Raw genomic sequence first — 24377 nt, forward strand, 5'->3', positions numbered from 1 at the left:
ATAACCTGTTTGGACGAGATGTCGTCCCAACCTCCTGCGAGGGGGAGAGTTGATGCTTCGCCGCAGCAAATCGTTTAGAAGTCGGGGCAATAGTGCCCGGAAATTTCTCGAGGGGAGGCCTGGCATGGCCGAGATCAAGAAACCGATCGACTATTCGCCGAGCTGGACCTTCTTCGAAGGCAAATGGCACGACGGCAACGTGCCGATCATGGGACCGCGCACGCATGGGGCCTGGCTCGGTTCGGTGGTGTTCGATGGTGCGCGCGCATTCGAAGGCGTCGCGCCCGATCTCGATCGTCACGTCGCCCGCGCCAATCAATCCGCGATCAATTTTGGCCTGAAGCCGGTGGTCGATGCCGACACCTGGATGTCGCTCGCAAACGACGGCATTGCACGCTTTGCGCGGAATGCCGAGCTCTATGTCCGCCCGATGTACTGGGCCCAGCACGGTGCGGGCGGCGGGGTGCTGTTCGATCCCGAGACCACCAATTGGTGCCTGTGCATCTACGAGGCGCCGATGCCGAAGCCGACAGGCAATGCGATCACACTGTCGCCGTTTCGCAGGCCCACGGCCGAATGCGCGCCCGTCGACGCCAAAGCGGCCTGCCTCTATCCGAACAATTCGCGCGCGCTGGCGGAAGCGGCCTCGCGCGGCTTCCAGAATGCGCTGATGCTCGACATGCTCGGTAATGTCGCGGAGTTCGGCAATTCGAACGTGTTCATGGCCAAGGACGGCGTGGTCTTCACGCCGGTGCCGAACGGCACCTTCCTCAACGGCATCACCCGCCAGCGCGTCATCGGCCTGCTCCGGGGCGATGGCGTCACCGTGATCGAGAAGACGCTGCGCTATGCGGATTTCCTTGCCGCAGACGAGATCTTCTCCACCGGCAATTTTGCGAAGGTCGCGCCGGTGATTCGCATCGACGCACGCGAGCTGAAGCCGGGCCCGCTCTACAGCAAGGCGCGAAAGCTCTATTGGGATTTTGCCCATGCGGCGCAGCTGGCGGCCTGACGCTAGCTAGCCCGCCGTCGAAAGCGGCTGAACTGAAACGCCTGCGTCGAATGCCACGGCGTGTGATGGGTGTCGCCGCGCGTCTCGACCAGCTCGAACTCCGGCCCGAGCTCCCTTGAAAGGCTCGTGCTGTCGTGTCGCTGCACCGGCAGGCCGCTGCATGTCTGCGGACCATCGGGCGCGAAGGTGGCGATGATGACGTGTCCGCCCGCCGCAACCGCCGATCGCAGACGCTCGACGTAAGCGGCCCTGTCGCGCGGATCGGTCAGGAAGTGAAACGCGGCACGATCATGCCAGATGTCGTAGGCCTTCACCGGTCGCCATGCGGTCACGTCGGCAACGATCCAGTCGACCGCCGGTGCGGCTGCACCGATTCGCTTCCTCGCCGCCTCAAGGGCGTTGGCAGAGAGGTCCAGCACGGCGAGATTGCGGTATTCGTCCTGAAGCAGTGCGTCGGCCAGCCGCGATGCCCCGCCGCCGATATCAATGATGGCCGCGTCGCGATCCGGATTGGCGGCGCGAATCATCTCGATCGAGATCGCCGGGCTATTCTGAAACCAGCTGACCTCGGCCTCGCCCTTCGTGGCGTAGACGTTGTCCCAATGCGTGGTGCGGTCGGACATGGCAGCTCCGGCCTTCGCCGGGACGGCACCGCGCAAAGGCAATGCCGCAATCAACAGGCAGTTCGCGCGCCCGCCGCATGCGGACGCGTCAATGCGGAGGTGTCTACTCGTCCTTCTTCGACATGCGCTCGAGGCGTTCCTGCATGTCCTTCATCTGTTGGCGCAGGTCGTCGATATTGCTGTCCGTCGCCGCCGGGGCGCTGGCATCGGGCTCCGGCTCCGGGGTCGTTGCCGGCCGGCCCGCATTGGGAGCAAACGGCTTGAACATCGAGAAGGTTTGCTGAAACAGCTCCATGTTGCGGCGGACCTGTTCTTCCAGCGGGGCGAAGGGCGTGCCCGACAGCGTGTTGGCGATCTGCTTGCGGAACTTCTCCTGCTCCTGGGTCAGCGTCGCGATCGACTGCTCCAGATATTTCGGCACCACCATCTGCATGCTGTCGCCGTAGAAGCGGATCAGCTGGCGCAGGAAGGTCGTCGGCAGCAGGTTTTGGCCGGCCTTGTTCTCCTGCTCGAAGATGATCTGGGCGAGCACCGAGCGGGTGATGTCGTCGCCGGTCTTGGCATCGTAGACCAGGAAATCTTCGCCATCCTTGACCATGGCGGCGAGGTCTTCCAGCGTCACATAGGTGCTCGTCCCGGTGTTATAGAGCCGGCGATTCGCGTATTTCTTGATGGTGGTGGGTTGGTCTGATTTCGCCATGGGCTCTCACTCGTAGCGCTGAGAACGGGAACCTGCGGGGCCAATGCCGCAGGGCGGGAAGAGTACGCAACGCAACAAAGTAAGCATTTTCAAAGGGGGCACGCTACCGTTTTGTGCGGCACGGTTAATCGCACAGCAAAAACGTGCTTGCGAAATGGCCAAGAACGCTATTTTGAATGCGCTGCGGGATGAATTCGGCGACCTTCCGATTGACATGCCGCAATGACGTTAACAGGATGCCATCCGAGACTGGCGAGCCGTTTCCCAGCCCCGTCTGCCCCCTTTGAACCCCAGGAGATGCCCATGTCAGACGATGTCGTCATCGTCAGCGCCGCCCGCACCCCGGTCGGAAGCTTCAACGGAGCCTTCGCGACCCTTCCCGCCCACGATCTTGGTGCCATCGCCATCAAGGCCGCGCTGGAGCGCGGTGGCATCGAGCCCGGCCGGGTCTCCGAGGTCATCATGGGCCAGATCCTGACTGCTGCTCAGGGTCAGAACCCCGCCCGCCAGGCCTCGATCGGCGCCGGCATTCCGGTGGAAAGCCCGGCCTGGGGCGTGAACCAGCTTTGCGGCTCGGGCCTGCGCACGGTCGCGCTTGGCTATCAGGCGCTGCTCAACGGCGATTCCGAGATCGTGGTTGCCGGCGGCCAGGAATCCATGAGCATGGCCCCGCACGCCCAGTATCTGCGCGGCGGCGTCAAGATGGGCGCCGTCGAGTTCGTCGACACCATGATCAAGGACGGCCTGTGGGATGCCTTCAATGGCTACCATATGGGCAACACCGCGGAGAACGTCGCACGGCAGTGGCAGATCACGCGTGCCCAGCAGGACGAGTTCGCGGTCGCCTCGCAACAGAAGGCCGAAGCTGCGCAGAAGGCCGGCAAGTTCAACGACGAGATCGTCCCCGTCACGATCAAGGGCCGCAAGGGCGATACCGTCGTCAGCGGGGACGAATATCCGCGTCATGGCGCCACGCTCGATGCGATGGCGAAGCTCCGTCCGGCTTTCGAGAAGGACGGCACGGTGACCGCGGGTTCGGCCTCCGGCATCAATGACGGCGCTGCCGCCGTGGTGCTGATGACCGCGAAGCAGGCCGCCAAGGAAGGCAAGAAGCCGCTCGCGCGTATCGTGTCGTGGGCGCAGGCCGGCGTCGATCCGAAGATCATGGGCTCGGGCCCGATCCCGGCCTCGCGCGCGGCGCTGAAGAAGGCCGGCTGGAACGTCGGCGACCTCGACCTGATCGAGGCCAACGAGGCCTTCGCGGCGCAGGCTTGTGCCGTCAACAAGGATCTCGGCTGGGATACGTCGAAGGTCAACGTCAATGGCGGCGCGATCGCGATCGGCCATCCGGTCGGCGCGTCCGGCGCGCGCGTGCTGGTGACGCTGCTGCACGAAATGCAGAAGCGCGATTCGAAGAAGGGCCTCGCCACGCTGTGCATCGGCGGCGGCATGGGTATCGCCATGTGTCTGGCGCGCGACTGAAGCTGACATCCGGCTGATGAACCGGCGCGTGCGCTGCACACGACGGTGAGTGCGTTGCACGCGACCAAAAAAGCAGCGGTTGCAAATCAATTATTCTTCGCAACCGCGCAAGCTTCGACTAAATACAAACGCCCGGCTCAACGCCGGGCGTTTTGTTCTTGATGTCCGTCAAACCAACCGCATAATCCGCATCTAAAACACCATCACTGAGAAACGTCCGAAGAGTCCAAGGGAAGGAATACACTATGGCACGAGTTGCATTGGTCACGGGTGGGACGCGCGGCATCGGTGCTGCGATCAGCAAGGCGCTGAAGGCGGCCGGCTACAAGGTCGCGGCGAGCTATGCCGGCAATGATGCGGCGGCAGAGAAGTTCAAGGCCGAGACCGGCATCTCCGTCTACAAGTGGGACGTCAGCAATTTCGATGCCTGTGCCGAGGGCGTGAAGAAGGTCGAGGCCGAACTCGGCCCCGTCGACATCCTCGTCAACAATGCCGGCATTACCCGCGACACCGCCTTCCACAAGATGACGCTCGAACAGTGGAACGCCGTGATCAACACCAATCTCGGCTCGCTGTTCAACATGACGCGACAGGTGATCGAGGGCATGCGCGCCCGCAAGTTCGGCCGCGTCATCTCGATCTCGTCGATCAACGGCCAGAAGGGGCAGTTCGGCCAGGTCAATTATTCCGCGGCGAAGGCCGGCGACATCGGTTTCACCAAGGCGCTGGCGCTCGAGAATGCCAAGGGCGGCATCACTGTCAACGTGATCGCGCCGGGTTACATCAACACCGAGATGGTGCAGGCGGTGCCAAAGGACGTTCTGGAAAAGAACGTGATCCCGCAGATCCCGGTCAACCGGCTCGGCGAGCCGGAAGAGATTGCGCGCGCGGTCGTGTTCCTGGCGGCCGAGGAAGCCGGCTTCATCACCGGCTCGACCCTGACCATCAACGGCGGTCAGTACCACGCCTGATCGGGCGCCAAGCCGGTAGCGTCAGGCGCGACAAGACGATATTGAAGGCGCTATGCCCGGCCCCGTGCCGGGCATAAGCGTCCTCAGAGCCTCTCAATCAATGAATCCGCGCACGGCAACACTGGTCGGACTGACCGCGATCCTGATGTGGTCGCTGCTGTCAGTGATGACGGTGGCCACCGGCAAGATCCCGGCGTTTCAGCTCGCTGCGATGACTTTTGCGATCGGCGGTCTCGTCGGTCTGCTGACCTGGATCGGCCGCGGCGACGCGGCGAAGAGCCTGCGTCAGCCCCTGGTCGTATGGGTGGTCGGCGTCGGTGGCTTGTTCGGCTACCACGCGCTGTATTTCCTCGCGCTGCGATTCGCGCCGCCGGCCGAGGCCGGCCTCCTGAACTACATGTGGCCGCTGCTGATCGTGCTGTTCTCGTCCTTTCTGCCGGGCGAGCGGCTGGCCATGCATCACATCATCGGCGCCGTGCTCGGCCTCGTCGGCACCGTGCTGCTGTTTGCCGGCAACACCTCCGGCTTCGCGCCGGGCGCGGTGCCGGGATTGATCGCGGCCTTCATCGCCGCTTTCGTCTGGGCGACCTATTCGGTGTTGTCGCGGCGCCTGAAGGCGGTGCCCACCGACGCTGTCGCCGGCTTCTGCCTCGCCACATCGATGCTCGCCGCGTTGATGCATGGTGTGGTGGAAACCACGGTGTGGCCCGAGACTGCGTTGCATTGGCTTGCCGTGATCGGACTCGGCATCGGCCCCGTCGGTGCCGCCTTCTACGCCTGGGACATCGGCATGAAGCGCGGCGACATCCGCGTGCTCGGTGCCGCCTCCTATGCGACGCCGCTCCTGTCGACCGGCTTTCTCATCGCCGCCGGCTTTGCCAAAGCCAGCGCCAACATCGCCATCGCCGCGATCCTGATCGCCGGGGGCGGCCTGATCGCGGCGAAGGACATGGTGCTGCGGAAGCGTTGAGACGCGCTCAGAGCGCCGGCTGCCAGCCCGGCGGCCGATACGTCGATTCCGGAATCCGCCCAAGCTCGGAGCGCTGCAAGCGTTGCGACGTCAGGCCATAGAATTCCTGGAAGCTCATGATCAGCGGCCGCCATCGGTCCGGATCGATGCGGTTCGGCACGCCATCCATCATGATATGGGGATGCGCGTGCACGCGGGTGACGCGGACCTCGATCGCGGTGAGATTGCCGCCCCAGGCCGTATCGTCCTGGGCCATCTCATGCACATAAGCAACCTTGGCTTCGATCTGCACCGGACACTCGGCCACGCGCGGCGCGCTGACCGTTTCGCCTGCCAACGCCGTCAGACCGCCGAGTTCGAACTTGTCCTTCTCGTGCCGATAGCCGCGATAGAGTTTTCCTGGCGGCACGGGATCCGAGCCCGTGGTGCGAGCAAGGCGGTCGACGGCGCCGACAAGATCGGCCGAGGGCAGATTGAGCACGCATTCGCCGCTGCGAATCATGTTCTCGGTGGTCTTCGAGTTGCGCGCGAGCCCAAGCATGCAGCGCCAGCCGACCCACCATGCCGAGGACATCGGTGCGAGATTGTGAGTGCCGTCGTCATTGGTCGATCCGATCAGGACGACCGGCGTTCCAAAATACAAAATGGCCGGGTCGATCTGGACGGCGGCGGGACCGAGTGTTCCGTGCATCGTACGCTCCTGTTGACTGGAAGCGCAGTCGTAGCGGGGGAAGCGAATCGAACCCACCCGATTCCGGATAGCAGAGCGTTTTCGAGCGAAGTGGATACCGGTTCGCGTAAAGAAAACGCGTCAAACAAGAATCTCTACGGCTCCCAGCCTTTCGGCGCGAGCTCGAATTTTGCAAACTCGAAGGCGGGTGCCACGGTGCAGCCGACCAGCGTCCACTCGCCTGACGTCTCCGCCATCTGCCACGCGTCTGCCGGCACGATCGCCTGTGGCCGTTCGCCGCTCACAAGGTCTGTGCCGAGCCGCACCTCGTGCTGGGAGCAGCCGTCGTGGGCGATACGGAGCATCAAGGGGCTGCCGGCGTAGAAGTGCCAGGTCTCGACCGCATCGATGCGATGCCAGTGCGAGCGCTCGTTGCGCGCGAGCAGGTAATAGATCGAGGTCGACCGCGAGCGGCCATTGGCGTCGGTGGTCTGGTCGCGAAAGGTTTCGCGGTAATGCCCGCCCTCGGGATGCGGGCGGAGTTCGAGGCGCGCGATGATCTCGGCTGCGGTCGGCATCGATCCCCGTCAGGGCTTGTTCTCGAGGAGTTAGTCTTCGGGACTTGGCCTTCGGGACCTGGCCTTGAGGACCAGGCTTGAGGACCTGGCCTTGAGGACCTGTCCTTCAGGACTTGTTCTTGCGCTCGCGCAATTCGCCGAACACCGCGGCAGCCTCTGCACCCTTCATGTGTAGCCTGGCTGCGATCGAGGGTTCATCCGCACGCAGGAACACGTTTGCTCGCTTCTCTTCACCAAGCAGTGAGGGGATGGTCGGCTTGTTGTCCGCCCGCAGCTTCGCAACCTCCGCCGCGCGCGCCTGCAGCGCCGCATTGTCGGGATCGACGGTGAGCGCGAACTTGACGTTGGACGCCGTGTATTCGTGGCCGCAATAGAGCTTGAAATCGTCGGGCAGGGCTCGCAGCTTCAACAGCGAGTCCCACATCATCGGATAGGTGCCCTCGAACACGCGGCCGCAGCCGATCGAGAACAGCGTGTCGGCGGCGAACAGCGTCTTCTCGGTGTCGAATACGTAGGAGATGTGATCGAGCGTATGGCCGGGGGTCTCGAGCACGCGCCCCAGCAGCGTACCGACCTTGACCACATCGCCATTGGCGACGCGCAAATCGACGTCAGCGATTCTGGCCGACTTGTCGTGCGGCGCGACGACGCGGCAATTGTATTTCTGCTTGAGTTCGGCGACCCCGCCGACATGATCGCCATGGTGATGGGTGATCAGGATGTCGGTGAGTTGCCAACCCTCGCGCTCCAGCGCCTGGATGATGGGACCGGCTTCCGGCGCATCGATCGATGCGGTGGCCCTGGTTTCCACATCGTGGATCAGGTAACCGAAATTGTCGTTTAAACAGCTGAAAGTACGAATTTCGGCAGCCATGACCTCTCCATCGCGCTCAGCCCCGCCAGACAAATATGGCGTTAACGTTGCGCAGGCAATGCAATATTCCGCGCACAGCCGCTACCTTGTGCATGTTACATTGCCGCCATGAGCATGGATGTCGTCGACCTCCGCGAGTTCTATTCCCGTCGCCTGGGGATTGTGGCGCGGCAAATGATCAACCGCGGCATAAGAGAGCGCTGGCCGAGTGCCGGGGGCCAGCGCGTGCTCGGCATCGGCTATCCCACGCCATACCTCGGGCTGTTCCGCGAGGACGCCGAGCGCTGCATTGCCTTCATGCCGGCGGCCCAGGGCGTGCTGAAATGGCCGACCGGGAGACCGGCGCTCGCCACACTCGTCGACGAGTTCTCGCTGCCGCTTCCCGAAGCCGCGGTGGACCGCATCCTGCTGGTCCATGCGCTCGAAATGTCCGACGATCCGGCCGCGCTGCTGCGTGAGGTCTGGCGGGTGCTGTCGCCGTCCGGCCGCGTCATCGCGGTGGTCCCGAACCGGCGCGGGGTCTGGACGCGCAGCGACAACACGCCTTTCGGCCACGGCCGTCCCTATTCACGCTCGCAGATCACGGACCTGCTGCGTCAGACCTGGTTCACGCCGACCGCCTGGGGCGAGGCGTTGTTCATGCCGCCTTATGCGGGCCGCTGGGTCCTGAAATCGGCGCAGATGTGGGAGCGCGCCGGCGCGGCGCTGTCATTGCCTTTTGCCGGGGTCCATATCGTCGAAGCCACCAAGCAGGTCTATCGTGCGATCCCCGCCAAGCGCGAACGGGCGCGGCTGATTCCCTCGTTGAAGCCGGTGCTGGTGCCGTCCTCGACGGTGACCCGGACCTAGCTTCCCCTCTCCCCGCGGGCGAGAGGTGACTGTGCCTGCCGCTGCAGTTCCGCCAATTTGACGTTTCAAAAAACAAATCGTCCCGGCGAGGCCGGGACGATTGAAAGCCACCCCAATCGCTAGCTTTGCTGCGCCTTACTCGCCGGGGGCGAGGTCGTCGCTGGTCGCGGCCGGAGCCGCCTCGCGCTCGGGACGCGGGCCGTTATGGGGCCGGCGACGGCGCCGCGGATAGCGCTCACCGCCGCCGGGATTGCCACCCTCAAAGCCGCCCGGAGCCGCATTCGTCTGCGGCTGCGCGCCGGTGATGAAGGACGGCAGGCGATCGACGTTGCCGGCATCGGCAACGACGGGCTGCGGCTGGTTCTGCGGTTGCGGCTGCTGATGATATTGCGGCTGCGGACGATGGTCGCGTTCGCGGTGCTCGCGCGGCTGCTGCTGATCGCGCTGATAGGGCTGCTGGTTGTCGCGCTGCTGGTAGTCGCGCTGGCCGTCGCGGTCACGCATGAAGGGCTGCTGTTGGGGCGGCTGTGGAACGAAGCCCGGCTCCTGGCCGAAATTCGAGAAATTCTCGCCGTCGTCCTCGCCATCGTCGCCGCTGCTGGTGCTGATCGGCTCGTCGCCGCGGGGCTGCTGATTCTGGCGGAACTGCTCCTGGGCCGCTGCGATCAACCGAAAATAGTGCTCGGCATGCTGGTAGTAGTTTTCGGCGGCAACCGGGTCACCCGAGGAGCGCGCGTCACGCGCAAGCTGAAGATATTTTTCGGCGATGTGCGAGGCGGTACCGCGGATCTTGATGTCGGGTCCGTTCGATTCATAGACCCGGGTCATCGGGTTCTGGCCGCGCCGGTTGTTGTTGTTGTTATTGTTGTTGTTGCGGTTGCGCATCCGCTGCTTGTTCTGACCGTTTCTCATGTCCTGCCTTTAATTCCAGCCCTAAAGGTTGCACGCATTACCGATTGCAGAGAGTGACCCGATGACAGCGGTTCACATCTCTCGCGCGCACCGCGCGCAAGAGCGAATCAGACCCTGCCGATGTTCGTCGACCGTCGCGTTCAACAAAGACGCGTTCCCCACCCGCCAGCATTCATTGCCAGCGAACCCACTCATATCACCTGCCGAAACAAGCCCAGCTTTGTTGCGTAAGTCTTCAAGCGCAATATCAGGCTTTCGTTCACTTTGCGGTCGGTAAGCAGCGCAGCTTGACGTGCTATCGCGCTCAACAGGACCTGCGGCTTGGAACCTTTAATCAGTAAAGCTCTCGCCCGAGAGCCCGGCTTTCGTCCGTAGGTCTACGGGGCCGGTACCGATGTGCTGACCGGAACGTAGTCGTTCCCACGGGATATTCCAAGAGGTTTTTCGCGCCCAATCCGGCTTTTATGGGGGCATTTTTCGGGCCGAGACGGCCCTGGGAATGCCCGCCAGGTCCGATCTGGGCGGCCTGTCGATCGATAACGCGGCGGCGGCCATCAAGGTTTCAATATTACCGGCTTGGCCTTGGCCGACCTCGACGATCAGGGCGCCGCCGGGCACGAGCCGTTCGGCGGCCTGCGGGATCAGGGCGCGATAGGCGTCATAGCCGTCATTGCCGCCGTCGAGCGCCAGATGCGGATCGTGGTTGCGCACCTCGATGCTCAGCTTCGGAATTTCCCCCGCGGGAATGTAGGGCGGATTCGATACGATCAGGTCGAACGGGCCGCCAAGCGCCGACGCATAGGAGCAGGCGACGAAGGCGGCGCGATCGGCCAGGCCGAGGGCATCCGCGTTCGCTCTGGCGGTGTCGAGGGCGCTGAGGCTGAGATCGGTGCCGACGCCAAATGCGTCCGGGATCTCGTGCAGCAGCGCGAGCAGAATGGCGCCGGACCCGGTGCCGATGTCGGCGATGCGCGGGCGCCGTCCCGGGATCGTGCGTTCGCGAAATATCTCGAGCGCCAGCTCGACCACGGTCTCGGTATCCGGCCGCGGTACCAGCGTCGCCTCGGACAGCCGGAATGGCAGCCCCCAGAATTCCCTGACGCCGAGAATGCGGGCGACCGGTTCATGCGCGAGCCTTCGCTGCGCGTATCCTTCGAGCCGCGTAGCCTCCTCTGGCGTGAGGTCTCGCGCTGCTTGGGTGATCAGGCCGGTCAGATCCAGCCCCAGCACGGCGCCGACTAGCAGGCGCGCATCGAGAGACGGCTCCTCGATGCCGGCCTCCTGCAGCCGCGCTGAGAGCGCGCGCCGCGCGCTCTCGATGCTGTGTCCGGAATCGAAGCCTGTCGCCAATGGAACCATCCTGCCTGGCATCGTGGATAGATCGGCGACCTTGCTTGCGTCAACGGAAAGGAGCGCGTTTGATGACCGCGCAGCCGAAGGGAGGACATCCATGACGGTCTATGACGATCAGAATGTCTTCGCAAAGATCCTGCGCGGCGAGATTCCCTGCTTCGAGGTGTTCAGGGACGAGCGCAGCTTCGCATTTCTCGACATCATGCCGCGCTCGCCCGGCCATACGCTGGTCATTCCGAGGGCGCCGGCGCGTGGCATCCTCGACATCGCCGACGATGATCTCGCCGCAGTCGCGCGGAGCGCGAAGCGGATCGCGGTCGCGGCCATGAAGGCGTTCGATGCGGAAGGCATCATCCTGCAGCAGTTCAGCGAGCCGGCCAGCGGGCAGGTGGTGTTTCATCTGCACATGCATGTGATGCCGGTCAGGGCCGGCGTCGAACTTTTGCCGGCGCAGACACGCAAGGAGGACATGGCCGTCCTTGCTGATCATGCCAAGCGGATGATCGCGGCGCTGAGCGGCTGATCAAACGCCGAGATAGCGCTGTAGCAGCTCCGGCTGGGCCTTGAGCTCGTTCGCAGGGCCCTCGTGCACGATGTGGCCATTGTTGATGATGTAGATCCGGCTCGCCAGCGCCAGCGTCGCAGCCAAATTCTGCTCGACCAGCACGATCGTCTGCCCGGCTGCCGCGAGCTCGCGGCAGGCCTTGACGAGGTCGTGGACGATGACCGGCGCGAGCCCCTCGAACGGCTCGTCCAGCAGCACGATCTTGGGATCGCGCACCAGCGCCCGCGCGATCGCCAGCATCTGCTGCTCGCCGCCGGAGAGCTCGGTACCGCGGTTGCTGCGCCGCTCCTTCAGCCGCGGAAACATCTCGTAGATGCGCCCGAGCGGCCAGCGTTTCGGCGCGGTGATCCCGGCGAGGAGGATGTTCTCCTCGACCGAGAGGCTGCCGAAGATGCGGCGCTCCTCGTGGACGAGCTGCATGCCCGCTTGTGCGATCTTGTGGCTCCTGCGCCCGGCGATGTCGATGCCGTCGAACTTCACGCTGCCGCTGCGCGGCGTCACCACGCCCATCAGGCTCTTCAGCGTCGTGCTCTTGCCGGCGCCGTTACGGCCGAGCAGTGCCACCACCTCGTGCTGCTCGACGCGCATGGCGACGTCGAACAGGATGTGGGAGTCCCCGTAATAGCTGTTCAGGCCGTCGACCTCGATCAGGCTCATGCGGCGATCTCTCCGTGCACGCCGCCGAGATAGGCTTCCTGCACCGCGGCGTTGGTCTTGATTTCCTCGGGCGTGCCGGAGACCAGCACGCAGCCTTCCTGCAGCACCGTCACGCGTTCGACCAGCTCGAACAGCGAATCCATGTCGTGGTCGATGATGATCATGGTGCGGCCGCGCGCGATCGATTTGAGCAGCTTGACCGTTTCGACCCGCTCGCGCGGGCTCATGCCGGCGAGCGGCTCGTCGAGCAGCAGCAGGCGGGGCGAGGTGGCGAGGGCAAGCCCGATCTCCAGCCTGCGCTTCTCGCCATAGGCGAGCTCGGCGACCTGCGTGTCGGCACGGCGCGTCAGGTTGACCAGCGCCAGCGTGTGCTCCACCTGCTCCGTCAGGCCCTTGACGCCCGACAGCGAGCGGAAGAGGTCAAGCCGGAATTTTCCGCGCAGCTCGGCGAGTGCTGCGATCGTCAGGTTCTGCCGCACCGTCAGGCCGGTGAAGAGCTGATTGACCTGGTAGCTCTTGGTCAGTCCGAGCTGGCAGACGTCAGTGACCTTCAATCCCGTGATGTCGCGTCCCTCGAACATGATCCGGCCGGAGGTCGGCGGGATCTCGCAGGTCAGCATCTTGAAGAAGGTCGATTTGCCGGCGCCGTTGGGCCCGATGATGCCGCGCAGCTCGCCTTGATCGACGCTGAAATCGATGTCGCTGTTGGCGACGAGGCCGCCATAGCGCTTGGTGAGAGCGGTGGCTTTCAGGATCGGCCCGGAATAGGCGGGGTGCTGGACCTCCCTGGCCTGCATCGGCGCGGGCGGCGCCTCCAGTGCAGGCCCGGCCTGGGAGTCCTCCTCCCTCTCCGCAACCTTCCGACGCCTGCCGGAGAAGAGGCCGTAGAGATCGACGAGGCCGCCGATGATGCCCCCGCGCAGGAAACAGACCAGCAGCACGAACACGACGCCGAGCACGAGCTTCCAGGCGGCGCCTAAGCCCAGCGCGGACTGGAGGAAATCCTGCAGGAAGAGCCAGACGGTTGCGCCAACCAGCGGCCCGAACAGCGTGCCGCGGCCGCCGATGGCCGTCTGCATCACGAGCTGGCCTGATGTGTCGAAGGTGAAGGCGTCGGGCGGCATGAAGGCCTGAAGCACGCCGAGCAGGCCACCGGCGAAGCCGGCGTACGCGGCGGCGATCACGAAGGCGGTCAGCTTGTAGCCGTGGATGTTGTGACCCACGGCCGTGGCGCGCAGCGGGTTGTCCCTGATGGCGCTGAAGATCGCCCCCACCGGCGACCGCACGATCCTGAGCGCGATGATGACGCCGATGAAATAGCACAGCGCGATGAACTGATAGAGCGACCACCCATCTGTGAAATGGACCGTCGTGAAGCCGAGATTGAAGCTCGGCGTCGGTACGCCCGGCAGGCCGTTTTCACCGCCGGTGAAATCGGAGAGCGGATTGAACTCGACGAAGAAGAACACTTCCGCGATCGCCACCGTGATCATGGCGAAGTAGATCCCGGTACGTCGCAGCGCGATCAGTCCGATCAGGTAGCCGGTCGCTGCCGCCGCGATCATGCCGATGACCAGCGCGCCGAGCACGTTGCTGAAGCCGGCGCGGGTCAGCAGGTAGGCGGCGACGAACCCGCCGGTGCCGTAGAAGGCGGATTGGCCGAACGACAACAGGCCGGTGAAGCCGAACAGGATGTCGAAGCCGAGGCCGAACAGGCCCCAGACCAGGATCCGGTTCACGGTGTTCGGCGCGAAGCCGAGATGGGGCAGCACGAAGGGTGCCACGATCAGGCCGATGGCCGTCAGTGTCTCGATCAGGAACGGACGTTGCTTGAGCATCAGCGGATCACTTACTCGCGGCCCTGGACGCCGAGCAGGCCATGCGGTCGTACCACGAGCACGAGCGTCATCGCCGCAAACAGCATCACATAGGCATAGCCGGGGTTGAACATGGAGGTGACGCTGATGATCTCCCCGGCGATCAGGCCGCCGAGAATCGCGCCGGGGAACGAGCCGACGCCGCCGATCACCACCACCACGAAGGTCTGGACCAGGATGTCGTCGCCGATACCGGGTGTCAGCGACACCACCGGCGCGTTGACGATGCCGGCGAAGCCTGCAGCCATTGCGCCGATGCCGAATACGATCATGAAGACGCGGTAGACGTTGATGCCGAGCGAATCGACCATCACCGAATCCTCGATGCCGGCGCGCACGATCATGCCGAGCCGGGTCCGGTAGAGGATGATGAACAGCGCGCCGAGCGCGATCGCGACGATGCCGACGACCGCGAGGCGGTAGGTCGGATAGAACATGAAGCCGAGATTGGTGATGCCCTGGAATAGTGCCGGCGGCGGCACGATCTGCGACTGGCTGGAGAAGATCAGCCGGATGATCTCGACGAAGCAGATGCCGAGCCCGAAGGTGACGAGCAACTGGTCCTCGTGCGGGCGGTGGTAGAAATGCCGAATGATGGTTCTTTCCATCACCACGCCGAGCAGCATCACGAACAGCGAGCCCGCGATCACGGCGAGGATGAACGAATCCGTGTACTGGTAGGTGACGAAGCCGGCATAGCCGCCGATCATGAACATCGCGCCATGCGCGAGGTTGAGCACGCCGAGCGTGCCGTAGATGATGGTCAGGCCGGAGCTGATCAGCGCAAGCAGGGCGCCGAGCGCGAGCCCGTTGAAAAGCTGCGAAACGAGATTGGGCCAACTTATCATGCGGCGATCGCTGTTGTGACGCGCGAAGAGCTTGCGTCAAAAAGGTGACGCCGCAGGTCCAGAGTCACGGCCTACGGCGTCACAGGGGGTTAGCTCGGGCTCAGGTGTAGTCGCCGAGATGGCAGCCGAAGGCGTCCGGCTTCTGCATCAGGCTCTCGCCCGGGACGATCTCGACGACGTCGTACCAGTCTTCCTTGTTCTTCATGTCCTTCTGCTGCTTGCCCTTGACGATGATGACGGGTCGGACGCACTGGTGATCCTCGGGGCGGTAATGCACGTCGCCGACGAGCGAGGGGATGGTCTCGCCCTTCTCATAGGCCTTGATGACGTCGGGCGGATTGAAGCTGCCGGCTTCCTCGCACATGCGGGCCCAATGGGCGAAGCTGACATAGGCGTTCTCGGCGCCCCATTCCGGCTTGTATCCGTATTTCTTCTCGAATGCCTCGTTGAACATCTTGGCCAGTGGGTACTTGTCCTCGATCGTCCACCAAAAATCGGTCGCGGCATAGACGCCCTGCATCAGGCCGCCGGTTTCGCGCGCGATGAAGGGCACCTGGTAGGGCACGACCAGCTTCATCTTGTCGAGCACGCCGAACTGCTTCGCTTGCTGGGTCGACAGCACCGCATCGTGGCCCCAATTGACGTTGATGAGCACGTCGGCGCCGGAATTGGCGACGTTCAGCAGATATGAGGAATAGTCGGGCGCACCGAGCGGGGCGACCTGGTTGGTCGCAGTGGTCCAGCCGGCAGTCGCGAGGAAGTCCTGCATCGACTTGGTGACGGTATGGCCATAGGTGTAGTCAGGCGTGAGATAGGCGGCCTTCTTGCCCTTGCCGAACTCCCGCACCATCACCGGCCCGATCGCCGCAGCCGCAGTCTGGCCGAAGAAATTCTGGCGGAAGCCGTAACGCACGCAATCCTTGCCGGTGGTGTCGTTCGAGCCGGAAATGCCGCACACGAAGATCACATGCTCGCGCTGGGCGAGCTTGTTGAGCGCGACCGCGACGGCGCTCGAGGTGCCGCCGGTGATCATGATCGCCTTGTTCTCGCTGATGAAGCGCTGCTGCGCCTGCACCGCCTCATTGGGCTTGGCCGCGGAGTCGGCAACGCCGAACTTCAGCTCCTTGCCGAGCACGCCCTTGCTGGTCTTGGGCGAGATCTTCTTGATCAATTCGTGGCCTTCGTTGATGTGCTCGATCGCGAGCTGATAGCCCTTGAGCTCGTCCTCGCCCTGCACGGCGTAGGTTCCCGTGCGCGGCACGGAGATGCCGATGAAGGCGGTGGAACCGGATACGCCCGCGGGATAGGTGCCGATCGCCGGCTTGTCGTCGGCAAATGCCGGCATCGCCGGCAGCATCGAGCCGCCGATCAGGCCCGCGGTGGTCTGGAGCAGGCCACGGCGCGAGAGACCGCGGCGGATGAGATCGTCAGTCATGGTCGTTTCCTCCGAACGTCGTTCTTGTTTGCAGGCAAACACGACTTATCCGGCGGCGGCCGGCCCCATGGGCCTGCCCGCGCCGGGCACGTCACATCCGCGTGTAGCTCTTGGACCTAAGCATTGCTTGTGAAGGCCGTCTGTCAATTTCGCCTTTGGTCGAACGACCAAAATTATGTCGTGAAAACATATCGGAGAGCGATATATATTAGTCTTTGTGAGTACGAAGCTGGCGGGTTCGGCGAAAGAAATGGCGCGGCAGACGACAGTGGCAGGTGCCGACAAGCGACGATCCTGGCCGCAAGAGGCGGAGCGGCAGGAGGCTGCGCGGCCTTCCGGGGAGGGCGGCGACCAGCGCGTCCCGTCTCAATCCGGCGATGCCCCCAGATTGTCCGAGCCACGCAACCGGCCAACCCGCGAGCGCGGACCGGCCGTCGGATCCGTTCAGGCGAAGCGCGCGCCGGCGCCGATGAAGCGACTGAGCGTGCGGGCCCAGAACGTGCTGAAGGAGCTCGCAGTCGAGCTCACCGGCGAGCAGCCCCCGAAAGGGAATTGGTCGCCCTCGCGCGAACTGCTGCGCGCGCTGACGGCCGAGCGCCTTGCGACTGCGCGCAATTGCGGTCCGCACACCCTGCGCGAGATCGTCGATTGGGCGCAGGGATCCGGCGTCACCATCAAGCCGGTGCTTCCAGCGGGCGGCTCGCTGTCGCAGATGTGGGCAGAGCTGATCAACAATGCGTCGGCCGGCAGCCTGAGCGGGGCCGAGATCGTCGGCGCACTTCAGCGTTCGATCCGGCGAAAGAGCGTCCGCATCCCGATCGCGTTTCAGGTCATCCTGGTGAAAATCCTGCTGTCCAGCTTCGAATAAGGCGCTTGGATAGCTGTGCATCGCTGAATCCGGCCGGTTGGTCCGGCGGCGGTCGCTTGCTACTTTAGGCTAAGTCTCCCGTGGCGGCGGGTGGCATGGTCGAGGTGGGCATGGTTCAGGCGAAGAAGGCGCAGCGGTCCGGTGTGGTGACGTCAGCCGGGCGCGCCGGCAGCGCGATGCGGGCTTCCGATTACGCAGCGCTGGCACAGTTCCGCTACCAGATCCGGAGCTTTCTGGCATTCAGCGAGGCGGCGGCTGCAGAGCAGGGGTTGACGCCGACGCAGCACCAGGCGCTGCTCGGCATCAAGGGTTTTGTCCGTCCCGGTCCCGCAACCGTCGGTGATGTCGCGAAGTTTCTGTTGATCCGGCATCACTCCGCTGTCGAGCTGATTGATCGGATCGAAAAACTGGGCCTGGTCAGTCGCGTCGCTGATCGCGAAGATGCCAGGCGCGTCCATCTCAAGCTGACGAAGAAAGGCGAGCAGAAGCTCCAGGCGCTCTCGCGGAAGAACCTCGAGGAACTTCGCCGTGCCGCCAGCCCGGCTCTGAACCGTCTTTTGAAGTCGTTCGGCGAGTCCGGCGGGGCGTGAGCGACGAGCCGCCGGTCAAGCCCCGGCTCCTTGCGCGGCGAGCTGTGCCGCCTGGTGCTCCGTGGTCAGCGCATCGGTCAATTCGCCGAGCGCTTCGCCCGCGATCACCTGCGGCAGCTTGTAGAGCGTCAGGTTGATGCGGTGGTCGGTGACGCGCCCTTGTGGAAAATTATAGGTGCGGATGCGCTCGCTGCGGTCGCCGGAGCCGACCTTCTCCTTGCGCTCGGCCGAGCGCGCGGCGTCGACGCGCTGCCGTTCGGCGTCGTAGATGCGCGAGCGCAGGATGTTCATGGCGGAGGCGCGGTTCTTATGCTGCGAGCGGCTGTCTTGCATCATCACCACGATGCCGGTGGGGATATGGGTGATGCGAATCGCCGATTCGGTCTTGTTGACGTGCTGGCCGCCGGCCCCTTGCGCGCGCATGGTCTCGATCCGCAAATCGTCGTTCTTGATCTCGACGTCGACGTCCTCGACCTCGGGCAGCACCGCGACCGTTGCAGCGGATGTGTGGATGCGCCCCTGTGTCTCGGTGTCGGGCACACGCTGGACCCGATGCACGCCGGATTCGAACTTCAGCTTGGAGAACGCACCGCGGCCCTGGACCTCCGCGATGATTTCCTTGAAGCCGCCGACGGTGCCTTCGCTCGCCGAGATCACTTCGACCTTCCAGCCCTGCAAGCTCGCAAAGCGCTCGTACATCCGGAACAGATCGCCGGCGAACAGCGACGCCTCGTCGCCGCCGGTGCCGGCGCGGATTTCCAGCACCACGTTGCGGTCGTCCATGGCATCCTTGGGCAGCAGCGCGACGCGGATCTTCTGGACGAGGTCCTCGATCTTTGAATTGAGCTCGTCGCGCTCGGCTTCCGCCATGCTGCGCATCTCGGCATCAGTGGCCGGATCTGATATCAGCGCCTCGGTGTCGGCGAGTTCCTTCACCGCGGAACGATAGGTCTTCACCGCGTCGATCAGCGGATTGATCTCGGCGAGCTCGCGCGTGACCTGCACATAGCGCTCGGAGGAGAGCTGTCCCAGCGCTTCGGCCTCGAGCGAGGCGTGGTGCGCGAGCAGGACATCCAGTTTGGCTTCGGGGAGTGACGACATCGATTTGCTCTCAAAAGGCGGCGGGACGTGAGGCGGCGAACAACGAGCGGCAGGTCCGCTACAACGCCAAGCCTTCGGCCTCGGCAAATTCCGTCAGCTTCTGCCGGATCGAGACGCTTCCCGTCGGCGCATCCAGCAGCGGGCCGAGCATCGCTTCGGCCTTCCTGGCGTCGAGGTCGATCACCATCGCCTTGACCGGGCCGAGCGCGGTGGCCGACAGCGACAGCGAGCGGTAGCCCATCGCGATCAGCGCCAGCGCGCCGATCGGCTTCGAGGCCATTTCACCGCAGAGCGACAGCGATTTCTTCGCAGCCTGCGATTTTTGCGCGATGTCGCGCAGCGCACGCAGGATCGGCGCCGACATGGTGTCGAAGCGCTCGGAGACCTTGGCATTGCCGCGATCGACCGCGAACAGGAACTGGAACAGATCGTTGGAACCGACCGAGATGAAGTCGACCTTCTTCAGGAGTTCGTCCATCTGATAGAGCAGCGCCGGCACCTCGACCATGGTGCCGATGTCGATGCGCTCCGGCAGCGTATGGCCGTGCTGGCGCAGATAGGTCAGCTCGCGCTCGACCAGCGCCTTCGCCGAATCGAACTCGGCGACCTCCGAGATCATCGGGAACATGATCCGCAGCGCACGGCCGCCGCCGGCGCGCAACAGCGCGCGGATCTGGCCCCGCAACAGGCCGGGACGGTCGAGCCCCAGCCGGATCGCGCGCCAGCCGAGCGCGGGATTCTCCTCGATCACCGTCTCCATATAGGGCAGCGCCTTGTCGCCGCCGATGTCGAGGGTGCGGAAGGTGACGGGCTTGCTGCCCGCGGCATCCAGCACGGCGCGGTACAGCGCGAGCTGGTCGCTGGTGCGCGGCAGGCTCTGGCCGACCATGAATTGCAGCTCCGTGCGGAACAGGCCGATGCCGGCGCTGCCGGTGTCCTCGATATGCGGCAGGTCGATCGCAAGCCCCGCATTGATCAGCAGCTCGACCTTCTGGCCATCCTTGGTGACGCAAGGGCGGTCACGCAGGGCCAGATATTGCGCCTGACGGCGGGCGCGGAAGCGCACGCGTTCGGCATAGGCTGCCTCGACTTCCTGCGAAGGCCGCACATAGATCGCGCCCGACGTGCCGTCGACGATGATGGCGTCGCCGGGGTCGGCAATGCCGGGTGCGTTCGGCACCTCGCCCACAGCGGGAATGCCGAGCGCGCGCGCCACGATCGCGACATGCGAGTTGGCGGTGCCTTCCTCCAGCACGATGCCGCGCAGGCGCTTGCGGTCATAGTCGAGCAGCGCGGCGGGCCCCATGGCGCGCGCGATCACGATGGCGTTGTCGGGCATCTGCTCGCGCGAGGGCGCATGGTCCTGGCCGACCAGCTGCCGCATCAGGCGGTACCCGAGATCCTCGAGATCGTGCAGCCGGTCACGCAGATAGGGATCGGTGACGCGCAGCATGCGGGCGCGGGTGTCGGACTGGACGCGCTCGACTGCGGCCTCCGCCGTGAGGCCGGTGGCCACGGCCTCGTGCAGCTTGTGCGACCAGCCCTGGTCGTTGGCGAACATGCGGTAGGCTTCGAGCACGTCGCGATGCTCGCCGCCTTCGGCGACGTCGCCGCGCTCCAGCATGCGGTCGAGATCCGAGCGCAGCTTGGCGAGCGCGGTGTCGAGCCGCTTGATTTCCTTCGGCAGGTCCTCGGCGATGTAGTCCTTGATGACGACGCGCGGCTCATGCAGCACGACATGGCCGAGCGCGATGCCTTCCGAGAGGATGGCGCCGGCCTTCTGCGTCGAATGGCGTGCGGCCGGCTCCAGGCCGGGTTGGGCCAGCGCGGACAATTCGCCTGATGCGATCAGCTCCGCCAGCACCATGGCGGTGGTCTGCAGCGCCTCGAGCTCTTCCTCGACATAGGTGCGCTTGGCGCGGTTCTGCACCACCAGCACGCCGAGCGTGTTGCCGGCGCGCAGGATCGGCACGCCGAGGAAGGAGTGGTAGATTTCTTCGCCGGTCTCCGGGCGGAACGAGAAGGCCGGGTGGCTTTGGGCGTCGTTCAAATTGAGCGGCGTCGCCTCGCTGGCAACGAGGCCGACCAGACCTTCGTGGGCGCTGAGCACGGTATGGTGCACGGCCTCGCGGTTGAGGCCTTCGGTGGCATAGAGCTCGAGGGTGTTGTCGATGCGCAGCACATAAACCGAGCACACCTCAGCCACCATGTTGGCGGCGATCAGCACCACGATCTTGTCCAGCCGCTCCTGGGCCGAGACTTGCTCCGCCATGGTTTCGCGGAGCCGTCTCAACAAGACGCGGGGACCTCCCGACGCGCTCCGCATGAACCGTCAATCTCCTCCGTCTGCCGGGCCCGGCGATATTGGCCGGCGGCTGGCCTAAAACTCCAGAAAAACAATCAAATTGTTTGTCCGGCGCAGGCGCAAACCACAGCTTGCGCCGAATCAGCGGCCTGAACTGGGACACAGTCTGCGGCAGCCCACCCTGTTCGCCGTATAGCGAATTGAGGCTTGTTTTGCCAAGCAAAACGCCTGCCAAACGCGAAGGTGTGTACACCCCGGCGTTTGCTGCGACCGCTAAGAGAAAATTCGTCTAGGCCTGATCGAGACCGTAGAGCGTGTGCAGCGTGCGCACTGCAAGCTCGGTATAGGCGGTGTCGATCAAAACCGAGAACTTGATCTCGGAGGTTGTAATGGCCCGGATGTTGATATTCCGTCTGGCGAGCGCCGAAAACGCCTGGGCGGCGACGCCGGCATGGCTGCGCATGCCGCTGCCGATCACCGAGATCTTGGCGACGTCAGTGGCGGTATCCAGCCTTGCATACCCGATCGTGCCCTTGGCGGCGGTAATGGTGTCCTTGGCCCTGACGTAGTCGGCGGCCGGCACCGTGAAGGTGAGGTCGGTGGTCTTGCCGTCCTCGGACACGTTCTGGACGATCATGTCGACGTTGATATTGGCGTCCGCCAGCGGCCCGAAGATCGATGCCGCGACGCCGGGCTTGTCCTCGATCTGACGCACCGAGATCTGGGCCTCGTCCTTCGAAAAGGCGATGCCGGTGACGACGTGATTTTCCATGATCTCCTCCTCGCCGCAGATCAGCGTGCCGGGCGGCTGGTTGGCATGCGGGTCGATATCCTCGGGCTTGTCGAAGCTGGAGCGGACGAAGATCGGCATGTTGTGGACCATGCCGAGTTCCACCGAACGCACCTGGAGCACCTTGGCGCCCTGGGAAGCCAGTTCCAGCATGTCTTCGAACGCGATCTTGTCGAGCCTCTTGGCCTTCGGCACGATTCGCGGGTCGGTGGTGTAGACGCCGTCGACGTCGGTGTAGATGTCGCAGCGGTCGGCCTTCACCGCCGCGGCAACGGCCACGGCCGAGGTGTCGGAGCCGCCACGGCCGAGCGTGGTGATGCGATTTGTCCTGGGATCGATGCCCTGGAAGCCGGCGATAACGGCGACCTCCTTGCGATCCCTAAAACGGGAGATGATCTCGCTGCCGTCGATGTCCTCGATCCGGGCCGAGGCATGGGCGTCGCTGGTCTTGATCGGGATCTGCCAGCCCTGCCAGGAGCGGGCCTGGATACCCATGCCCTGGAGCACGATGGCCAGCAGGCCCGAAGTCACCTGTTCGCCGGAGGCGACGACGGCGTCGTATTCGCGCGCGTCGTGCATCGGCGAGGCCTCGGTGCACCAGGCCACCAGCTCGTTGGTCTTGCCCGACATCGCCGAGACGACCACCGCCACTTCATGGCCGGCGTCCACCTCACGCTTCACATGGCGTGCGACGTTGCGGATACGTTCGATGTTGGCGACGGACGTGCCGCCGAATTTCATCACGAGGCGGCTCATGACGACGCGTGCATTCCCTCTTGAGGATCAGTATGGTGACCCGCCCCGGACGGATGCCCTGGGGGATACCGACCGCGCGTATACAGAGGGGCGGGGCCCGGGGCAAGCGGGTTCCTGCAAGGCCCAATTCGGGCAATGGGTTGTCAGAGGTTATGGCGCGCTATATTGACGAAATCCTGCAGCCCGGCGAGCGGGTGCTGTATTCGACCAATGCGCACTGGATCTTCTATTTCCCGGCCATTTTGGCCTGGGTCGTGGCCCTTGGTTTCCTGGTGGCCTCGCGGATGACCACGATCGACTGGATCGTCTTGGTGTGTCTGACCGCCGCGGGCGTCGCGGCCTTGGCCGCGCTGTTCTGGACCCTGAAGGGCTGGTTCCATCGCTTCACCACGGAGACCGACGTCACCAATCTCAGGGTTGTGCACAAGACCGGCTTCATCAAGCGCCGCACCTTTGAAATGGCGCTGGATAAGGTCGAGAGTGTCGATGTCGACCAGACGATTCTTGGACGAATTCTCAACTACGGCGACGTGACCATTCGCGGCGTCGGCGAGGGGATCGAGACGATCAAGACAATCGCCTCTCCGCTCGCTTTCCGTAGTTCGATCACCACGCGGTAGGACCGCGCCTGGCCATGAGCATGCAGCAAGATACTTCCGCAATCGCCTCCGCCCAGCCGGGCTCGACCGTCGACGCCGCCGAGATCGCGAAGTTTTCAAAGCTCTCGGCCGAGTGGTGGGATCCGAAGGGCAAGATGGCGCCGCTGCACCGGATCAATCCGCTGCGGCTCGGCTACATCCGCGACGCAGCCTGCCGCAAGTTCGAGCGCAATGTGCGCAGCCTGAACTGCCTCGGTGGCCTCCGCGTGCTCGACATCGGCTGCGGCGCCGGCCTGTTGTGCGAACCGCTGTCGCGGCTGGGGGCGCAGGTGATCGGCGTCGATCCCTCGGTGAGCAACATTGCTGCGGCGAAGCTGCATGCCGACAAGAGCCATCTGTCGATCGACTATCGCTGCACCACGGTGGAAGAGATCGATCCGCGCGAGCGTTTCGACATCGTGCTGGCGATGGAAGTGGTCGAGCACGTCGTCGACGTCGGCGTCTTCGTGAAGCGCTGCGCCGCGATGCTGAAGCCGAACGGGCTGATGGTGGTCTCGACGCTCAATCGCAACTGGAAGAGCTTTGCGCTCGCCATCGTCGGCGCCGAATACGTCCTGCGCTGGCTGCCGCGCGGCACCCACGAGTGGAACAAGTTCGTCACGCCGGACGAGCTGACCAAACACCTCCTCGACAACCGGCTCGTCATCACCGAGCAGACCGGCGTCGTCTACTCCCCCTTTGCCGACAAATGGACGCTCTCGTCGGACATGGATGTGAACTACATGGTGGTGGCGGAAGGGATGGTATGAGGCGGGCATGACCGAGATGCGTGCTCCCACTCCCCGGGGCGGCGTCCCTGCGAACGCCGGGACGAAGTTTTGCGAAGGCTGCCGACCCGCGCATCTCACACCGCGTCCCACCGACAGATTCCGCGGCATCAGTCCCTGCTTTCGCAGGGACGACAGCGTACGTGTGGTAGGAGCATCGCTCCC

The 24377-nt window shown here is 64.3% G+C and carries 24 protein-coding genes; 10 read left to right on the forward strand and 14 right to left on the reverse strand.

Annotated features, from left to right (window positions below):
- Positions 1–124 precede the first annotated feature (124 nt).
- The gene (locus ACVWZ4_RS13390) at positions 125–1012 is read left to right on the forward strand and encodes a branched-chain amino acid aminotransferase (RefSeq protein ID WP_456700188.1); all 888 of its coding nucleotides are present in this window, start codon (positions 125–127) and stop codon (positions 1010–1012) included.
- 2 nt (positions 1013–1014) lie between these two features.
- Here the strand turns inward: ACVWZ4_RS13390 and ACVWZ4_RS13395 are convergent, their stop codons facing one another.
- Together ACVWZ4_RS13395 and phaR are read right to left on the reverse strand one after the other, a co-directional pair.
- Entirely contained in the window at positions 1015–1635 is a 621-nt protein-coding gene (locus ACVWZ4_RS13395) for a class I SAM-dependent methyltransferase (protein WP_456740572.1), read from the reverse strand.
- 103 nt (positions 1636–1738) lie between these two features.
- Positions 1739–2335 (reverse strand): polyhydroxyalkanoate synthesis repressor PhaR, encoded by a 597-nt coding sequence (phaR, locus tag ACVWZ4_RS13400; protein WP_456700186.1) that lies wholly within the window; start codon positions 2333–2335, stop codon positions 1739–1741.
- Between the two features lie 303 nt (positions 2336–2638).
- On the opposite strand from phaR, the gene ACVWZ4_RS13405 reads away from it, so the two are divergent.
- From ACVWZ4_RS13405 to yddG, 3 genes are all read left to right on the forward strand, one after another.
- Positions 2639–3817: an acetyl-CoA C-acetyltransferase gene (locus ACVWZ4_RS13405; RefSeq protein ID WP_456740573.1), complete on the forward strand. Its 1179-nt coding sequence runs from the start codon at positions 2639–2641 to the stop codon at positions 3815–3817.
- Positions 3818–4062: 245 nt separating this feature from the next.
- Positions 4063–4788: an acetoacetyl-CoA reductase gene (gene phbB / locus ACVWZ4_RS13410; RefSeq protein ID WP_092231271.1), complete on the forward strand. Its 726-nt coding sequence runs from the start codon at positions 4063–4065 to the stop codon at positions 4786–4788.
- Between the two features lie 100 nt (positions 4789–4888).
- A complete protein-coding gene (yddG, locus tag ACVWZ4_RS13415) occupies positions 4889–5758 on the forward strand; it encodes an aromatic amino acid exporter YddG (RefSeq protein ID WP_456700185.1) in 870 nt (289 codons plus the stop codon).
- Between the two features lie 7 nt (positions 5759–5765).
- Here the strand turns inward: yddG and ACVWZ4_RS13420 are convergent, their stop codons facing one another.
- From ACVWZ4_RS13420 to gloB, 3 genes are all read right to left on the reverse strand, one after another.
- Positions 5766–6449 carry a flavin reductase family protein gene (locus ACVWZ4_RS13420; protein ID WP_456740574.1) on the reverse strand — a complete coding sequence of 228 codons (684 nt, stop codon included), beginning with the start codon at positions 6447–6449 and terminating at the stop codon, positions 5766–5768.
- 134 nt (positions 6450–6583) lie between these two features.
- Complete coding sequence (locus ACVWZ4_RS13425; RefSeq protein ID WP_456700184.1) at positions 6584–7006, reverse strand: cupin domain-containing protein; 423 nt, start codon at positions 7004–7006, stop codon at positions 6584–6586.
- 106 nt (positions 7007–7112) lie between these two features.
- Positions 7113–7880 (reverse strand): hydroxyacylglutathione hydrolase, encoded by a 768-nt coding sequence (gene gloB / locus ACVWZ4_RS13430; protein ID WP_456700183.1) that lies wholly within the window; start codon positions 7878–7880, stop codon positions 7113–7115.
- A gap of 108 nt (positions 7881–7988) precedes the next feature.
- On the opposite strand from gloB, the gene ACVWZ4_RS13435 reads away from it, so the two are divergent.
- Positions 7989–8729: a methyltransferase domain-containing protein gene (locus ACVWZ4_RS13435; RefSeq protein WP_456740575.1), complete on the forward strand. Its 741-nt coding sequence runs from the start codon at positions 7989–7991 to the stop codon at positions 8727–8729.
- 135 nt (positions 8730–8864) lie between these two features.
- Here ACVWZ4_RS13435 and ACVWZ4_RS13440 read toward each other — a convergent pair whose 3' ends face one another.
- Both ACVWZ4_RS13440 and prmC read right to left on the reverse strand, forming a co-directional pair.
- The gene (locus tag ACVWZ4_RS13440) at positions 8865–9641 is read right to left on the reverse strand and encodes a DUF4167 domain-containing protein (RefSeq protein WP_456763393.1); all 777 of its coding nucleotides are present in this window, start codon (positions 9639–9641) and stop codon (positions 8865–8867) included.
- A 462-nt stretch (positions 9642–10103) separates the two neighbouring features.
- The gene (prmC, locus tag ACVWZ4_RS13445) at positions 10104–11000 is read right to left on the reverse strand and encodes a peptide chain release factor N(5)-glutamine methyltransferase (protein WP_456740577.1); all 897 of its coding nucleotides are present in this window, start codon (positions 10998–11000) and stop codon (positions 10104–10106) included.
- 91 nt (positions 11001–11091) lie between these two features.
- Between prmC and ACVWZ4_RS13450 the strand changes: the two genes are divergently transcribed.
- On the forward strand, positions 11092–11517 hold the full coding sequence (locus ACVWZ4_RS13450; RefSeq protein WP_456736967.1) for an HIT family protein: 426 nt from the start codon (positions 11092–11094) through the stop codon (positions 11515–11517).
- Here the strand turns inward: ACVWZ4_RS13450 and ACVWZ4_RS13455 are convergent, their stop codons facing one another.
- From ACVWZ4_RS13455 to ACVWZ4_RS13470, 4 genes are all read right to left on the reverse strand, one after another.
- A complete protein-coding gene (locus tag ACVWZ4_RS13455; RefSeq protein ID WP_456700178.1) occupies positions 11518–12216 on the reverse strand; it encodes an ABC transporter ATP-binding protein in 699 nt (232 codons plus the stop codon).
- Positions 12213–14054, reverse strand: a complete 1842-nt coding sequence (locus ACVWZ4_RS13460; protein ID WP_456740578.1) for a branched-chain amino acid ABC transporter ATP-binding protein/permease — start codon at positions 14052–14054, stop codon at positions 12213–12215. The genes ACVWZ4_RS13455 and ACVWZ4_RS13460 overlap by 4 nt, the downstream gene beginning before the upstream one ends.
- Positions 14055–14065: 11 nt before the next feature.
- Positions 14066–14941: a branched-chain amino acid ABC transporter permease gene (locus ACVWZ4_RS13465; RefSeq protein ID WP_456736969.1), complete on the reverse strand. Its 876-nt coding sequence runs from the start codon at positions 14939–14941 to the stop codon at positions 14066–14068.
- Positions 14942–15041: 100 nt separating this feature from the next.
- Positions 15042–16376, reverse strand: a complete 1335-nt coding sequence (locus ACVWZ4_RS13470; RefSeq protein WP_456740579.1) for a substrate-binding protein — start codon at positions 16374–16376, stop codon at positions 15042–15044.
- Between the two features lie 469 nt (positions 16377–16845).
- On the opposite strand from ACVWZ4_RS13470, the gene ACVWZ4_RS13475 reads away from it, so the two are divergent.
- Positions 16846–17244 (forward strand): hypothetical protein, encoded by a 399-nt coding sequence (locus ACVWZ4_RS13475; protein ID WP_456790137.1) that lies wholly within the window; start codon positions 16846–16848, stop codon positions 17242–17244.
- Between the two features lie 110 nt (positions 17245–17354).
- Positions 17355–17834 (forward strand): MarR family winged helix-turn-helix transcriptional regulator, encoded by a 480-nt coding sequence (locus tag ACVWZ4_RS13480; protein WP_456736972.1) that lies wholly within the window; start codon positions 17355–17357, stop codon positions 17832–17834.
- 15 nt (positions 17835–17849) lie between these two features.
- Here the strand turns inward: ACVWZ4_RS13480 and prfA are convergent, their stop codons facing one another.
- From prfA to ACVWZ4_RS13495, 3 genes are all read right to left on the reverse strand, one after another.
- Entirely contained in the window at positions 17850–18935 is a 1086-nt protein-coding gene (gene prfA / locus ACVWZ4_RS13485) for a peptide chain release factor 1 (RefSeq protein ID WP_456700172.1), read from the reverse strand.
- A gap of 58 nt (positions 18936–18993) precedes the next feature.
- A complete protein-coding gene (ptsP, locus tag ACVWZ4_RS13490; RefSeq protein ID WP_456700171.1) occupies positions 18994–21261 on the reverse strand; it encodes a phosphoenolpyruvate--protein phosphotransferase in 2268 nt (755 codons plus the stop codon).
- Positions 21262–21529: 268 nt separating this feature from the next.
- Complete coding sequence (locus tag ACVWZ4_RS13495) at positions 21530–22786, reverse strand: aspartate kinase (protein ID WP_456736974.1); 1257 nt, start codon at positions 22784–22786, stop codon at positions 21530–21532.
- A 152-nt stretch (positions 22787–22938) separates the two neighbouring features.
- On the opposite strand from ACVWZ4_RS13495, the gene ACVWZ4_RS13500 reads away from it, so the two are divergent.
- Together ACVWZ4_RS13500 and ubiG are read left to right on the forward strand one after the other, a co-directional pair.
- Positions 22939–23406: a PH domain-containing protein gene (locus ACVWZ4_RS13500; protein ID WP_456742221.1), complete on the forward strand. Its 468-nt coding sequence runs from the start codon at positions 22939–22941 to the stop codon at positions 23404–23406.
- A gap of 14 nt (positions 23407–23420) precedes the next feature.
- Entirely contained in the window at positions 23421–24194 is a 774-nt protein-coding gene (gene ubiG, locus ACVWZ4_RS13505; protein WP_456700169.1) for a bifunctional 2-polyprenyl-6-hydroxyphenol methylase/3-demethylubiquinol 3-O-methyltransferase UbiG, read from the forward strand.
- Positions 24195–24377 lie beyond the last annotated feature (183 nt).

It is taken from the genome of Bradyrhizobium sp. USDA 4472 (assembly GCF_054058595.1).

Bases quoted from the DNA above. Each gene is read 5' to 3' on its own strand.
- ACVWZ4_RS13390 (WP_456700188.1), top strand. From the start codon at position 125: ATGGCCGAGATCAAGAAACCGATCGACTATTCGCCGAGCTGGACCTTC.
- ACVWZ4_RS13395 (WP_456740572.1), bottom strand. From the start codon at position 1,635: ATGTCCGACCGCACCACGCATTGGGACAACGTCTACGCCACGAAGGGC.
- phaR (WP_456700186.1), bottom strand. From the start codon at position 2,335: ATGGCGAAATCAGACCAACCCACCACCATCAAGAAATACGCGAATCGC.
- ACVWZ4_RS13405 (WP_456740573.1), top strand. From the start codon at position 2,639: ATGTCAGACGATGTCGTCATCGTCAGCGCCGCCCGCACCCCGGTCGGA.
- phbB (WP_092231271.1), top strand. From the start codon at position 4,063: ATGGCACGAGTTGCATTGGTCACGGGTGGGACGCGCGGCATCGGTGCT.
- yddG (WP_456700185.1), top strand. From the start codon at position 4,889: ATGAATCCGCGCACGGCAACACTGGTCGGACTGACCGCGATCCTGATG.
- ACVWZ4_RS13420 (WP_456740574.1), bottom strand. From the start codon at position 6,449: ATGCACGGAACACTCGGTCCCGCCGCCGTCCAGATCGACCCGGCCATT.
- ACVWZ4_RS13425 (WP_456700184.1), bottom strand. From the start codon at position 7,006: ATGCCGACCGCAGCCGAGATCATCGCGCGCCTCGAACTCCGCCCGCAT.
- gloB (WP_456700183.1), bottom strand. From the start codon at position 7,880: ATGGCTGCCGAAATTCGTACTTTCAGCTGTTTAAACGACAATTTCGGT.
- ACVWZ4_RS13435 (WP_456740575.1), top strand. From the start codon at position 7,989: ATGAGCATGGATGTCGTCGACCTCCGCGAGTTCTATTCCCGTCGCCTG.
- ACVWZ4_RS13440 (WP_456763393.1), bottom strand. From the start codon at position 9,641: ATGAGAAACGGTCAGAACAAGCAGCGGATGCGCAACCGCAACAACAAC.
- prmC (WP_456740577.1), bottom strand. From the start codon at position 11,000: ATGGTTCCATTGGCGACAGGCTTCGATTCCGGACACAGCATCGAGAGC.
- ACVWZ4_RS13450 (WP_456736967.1), top strand. From the start codon at position 11,092: ATGACGGTCTATGACGATCAGAATGTCTTCGCAAAGATCCTGCGCGGC.
- ACVWZ4_RS13455 (WP_456700178.1), bottom strand. From the start codon at position 12,216: ATGAGCCTGATCGAGGTCGACGGCCTGAACAGCTATTACGGGGACTCC.
- ACVWZ4_RS13460 (WP_456740578.1), bottom strand. From the start codon at position 14,054: ATGCTCAAGCAACGTCCGTTCCTGATCGAGACACTGACGGCCATCGGC.
- ACVWZ4_RS13465 (WP_456736969.1), bottom strand. From the start codon at position 14,941: ATGATAAGTTGGCCCAATCTCGTTTCGCAGCTTTTCAACGGGCTCGCG.
- ACVWZ4_RS13470 (WP_456740579.1), bottom strand. From the start codon at position 16,376: ATGACTGACGATCTCATCCGCCGCGGTCTCTCGCGCCGTGGCCTGCTC.
- ACVWZ4_RS13475 (WP_456790137.1), top strand. From the start codon at position 16,846: ATGAAGCGACTGAGCGTGCGGGCCCAGAACGTGCTGAAGGAGCTCGCA.
- ACVWZ4_RS13480 (WP_456736972.1), top strand. From the start codon at position 17,355: ATGGTTCAGGCGAAGAAGGCGCAGCGGTCCGGTGTGGTGACGTCAGCC.
- prfA (WP_456700172.1), bottom strand. From the start codon at position 18,935: ATGTCGTCACTCCCCGAAGCCAAACTGGATGTCCTGCTCGCGCACCAC.
- ptsP (WP_456700171.1), bottom strand. From the start codon at position 21,261: ATGCGGAGCGCGTCGGGAGGTCCCCGCGTCTTGTTGAGACGGCTCCGC.
- ACVWZ4_RS13495 (WP_456736974.1), bottom strand. From the start codon at position 22,786: ATGAGCCGCCTCGTGATGAAATTCGGCGGCACGTCCGTCGCCAACATC.
- ACVWZ4_RS13500 (WP_456742221.1), top strand. From the start codon at position 22,939: ATGGCGCGCTATATTGACGAAATCCTGCAGCCCGGCGAGCGGGTGCTG.
- ubiG (WP_456700169.1), top strand. From the start codon at position 23,421: ATGAGCATGCAGCAAGATACTTCCGCAATCGCCTCCGCCCAGCCGGGC.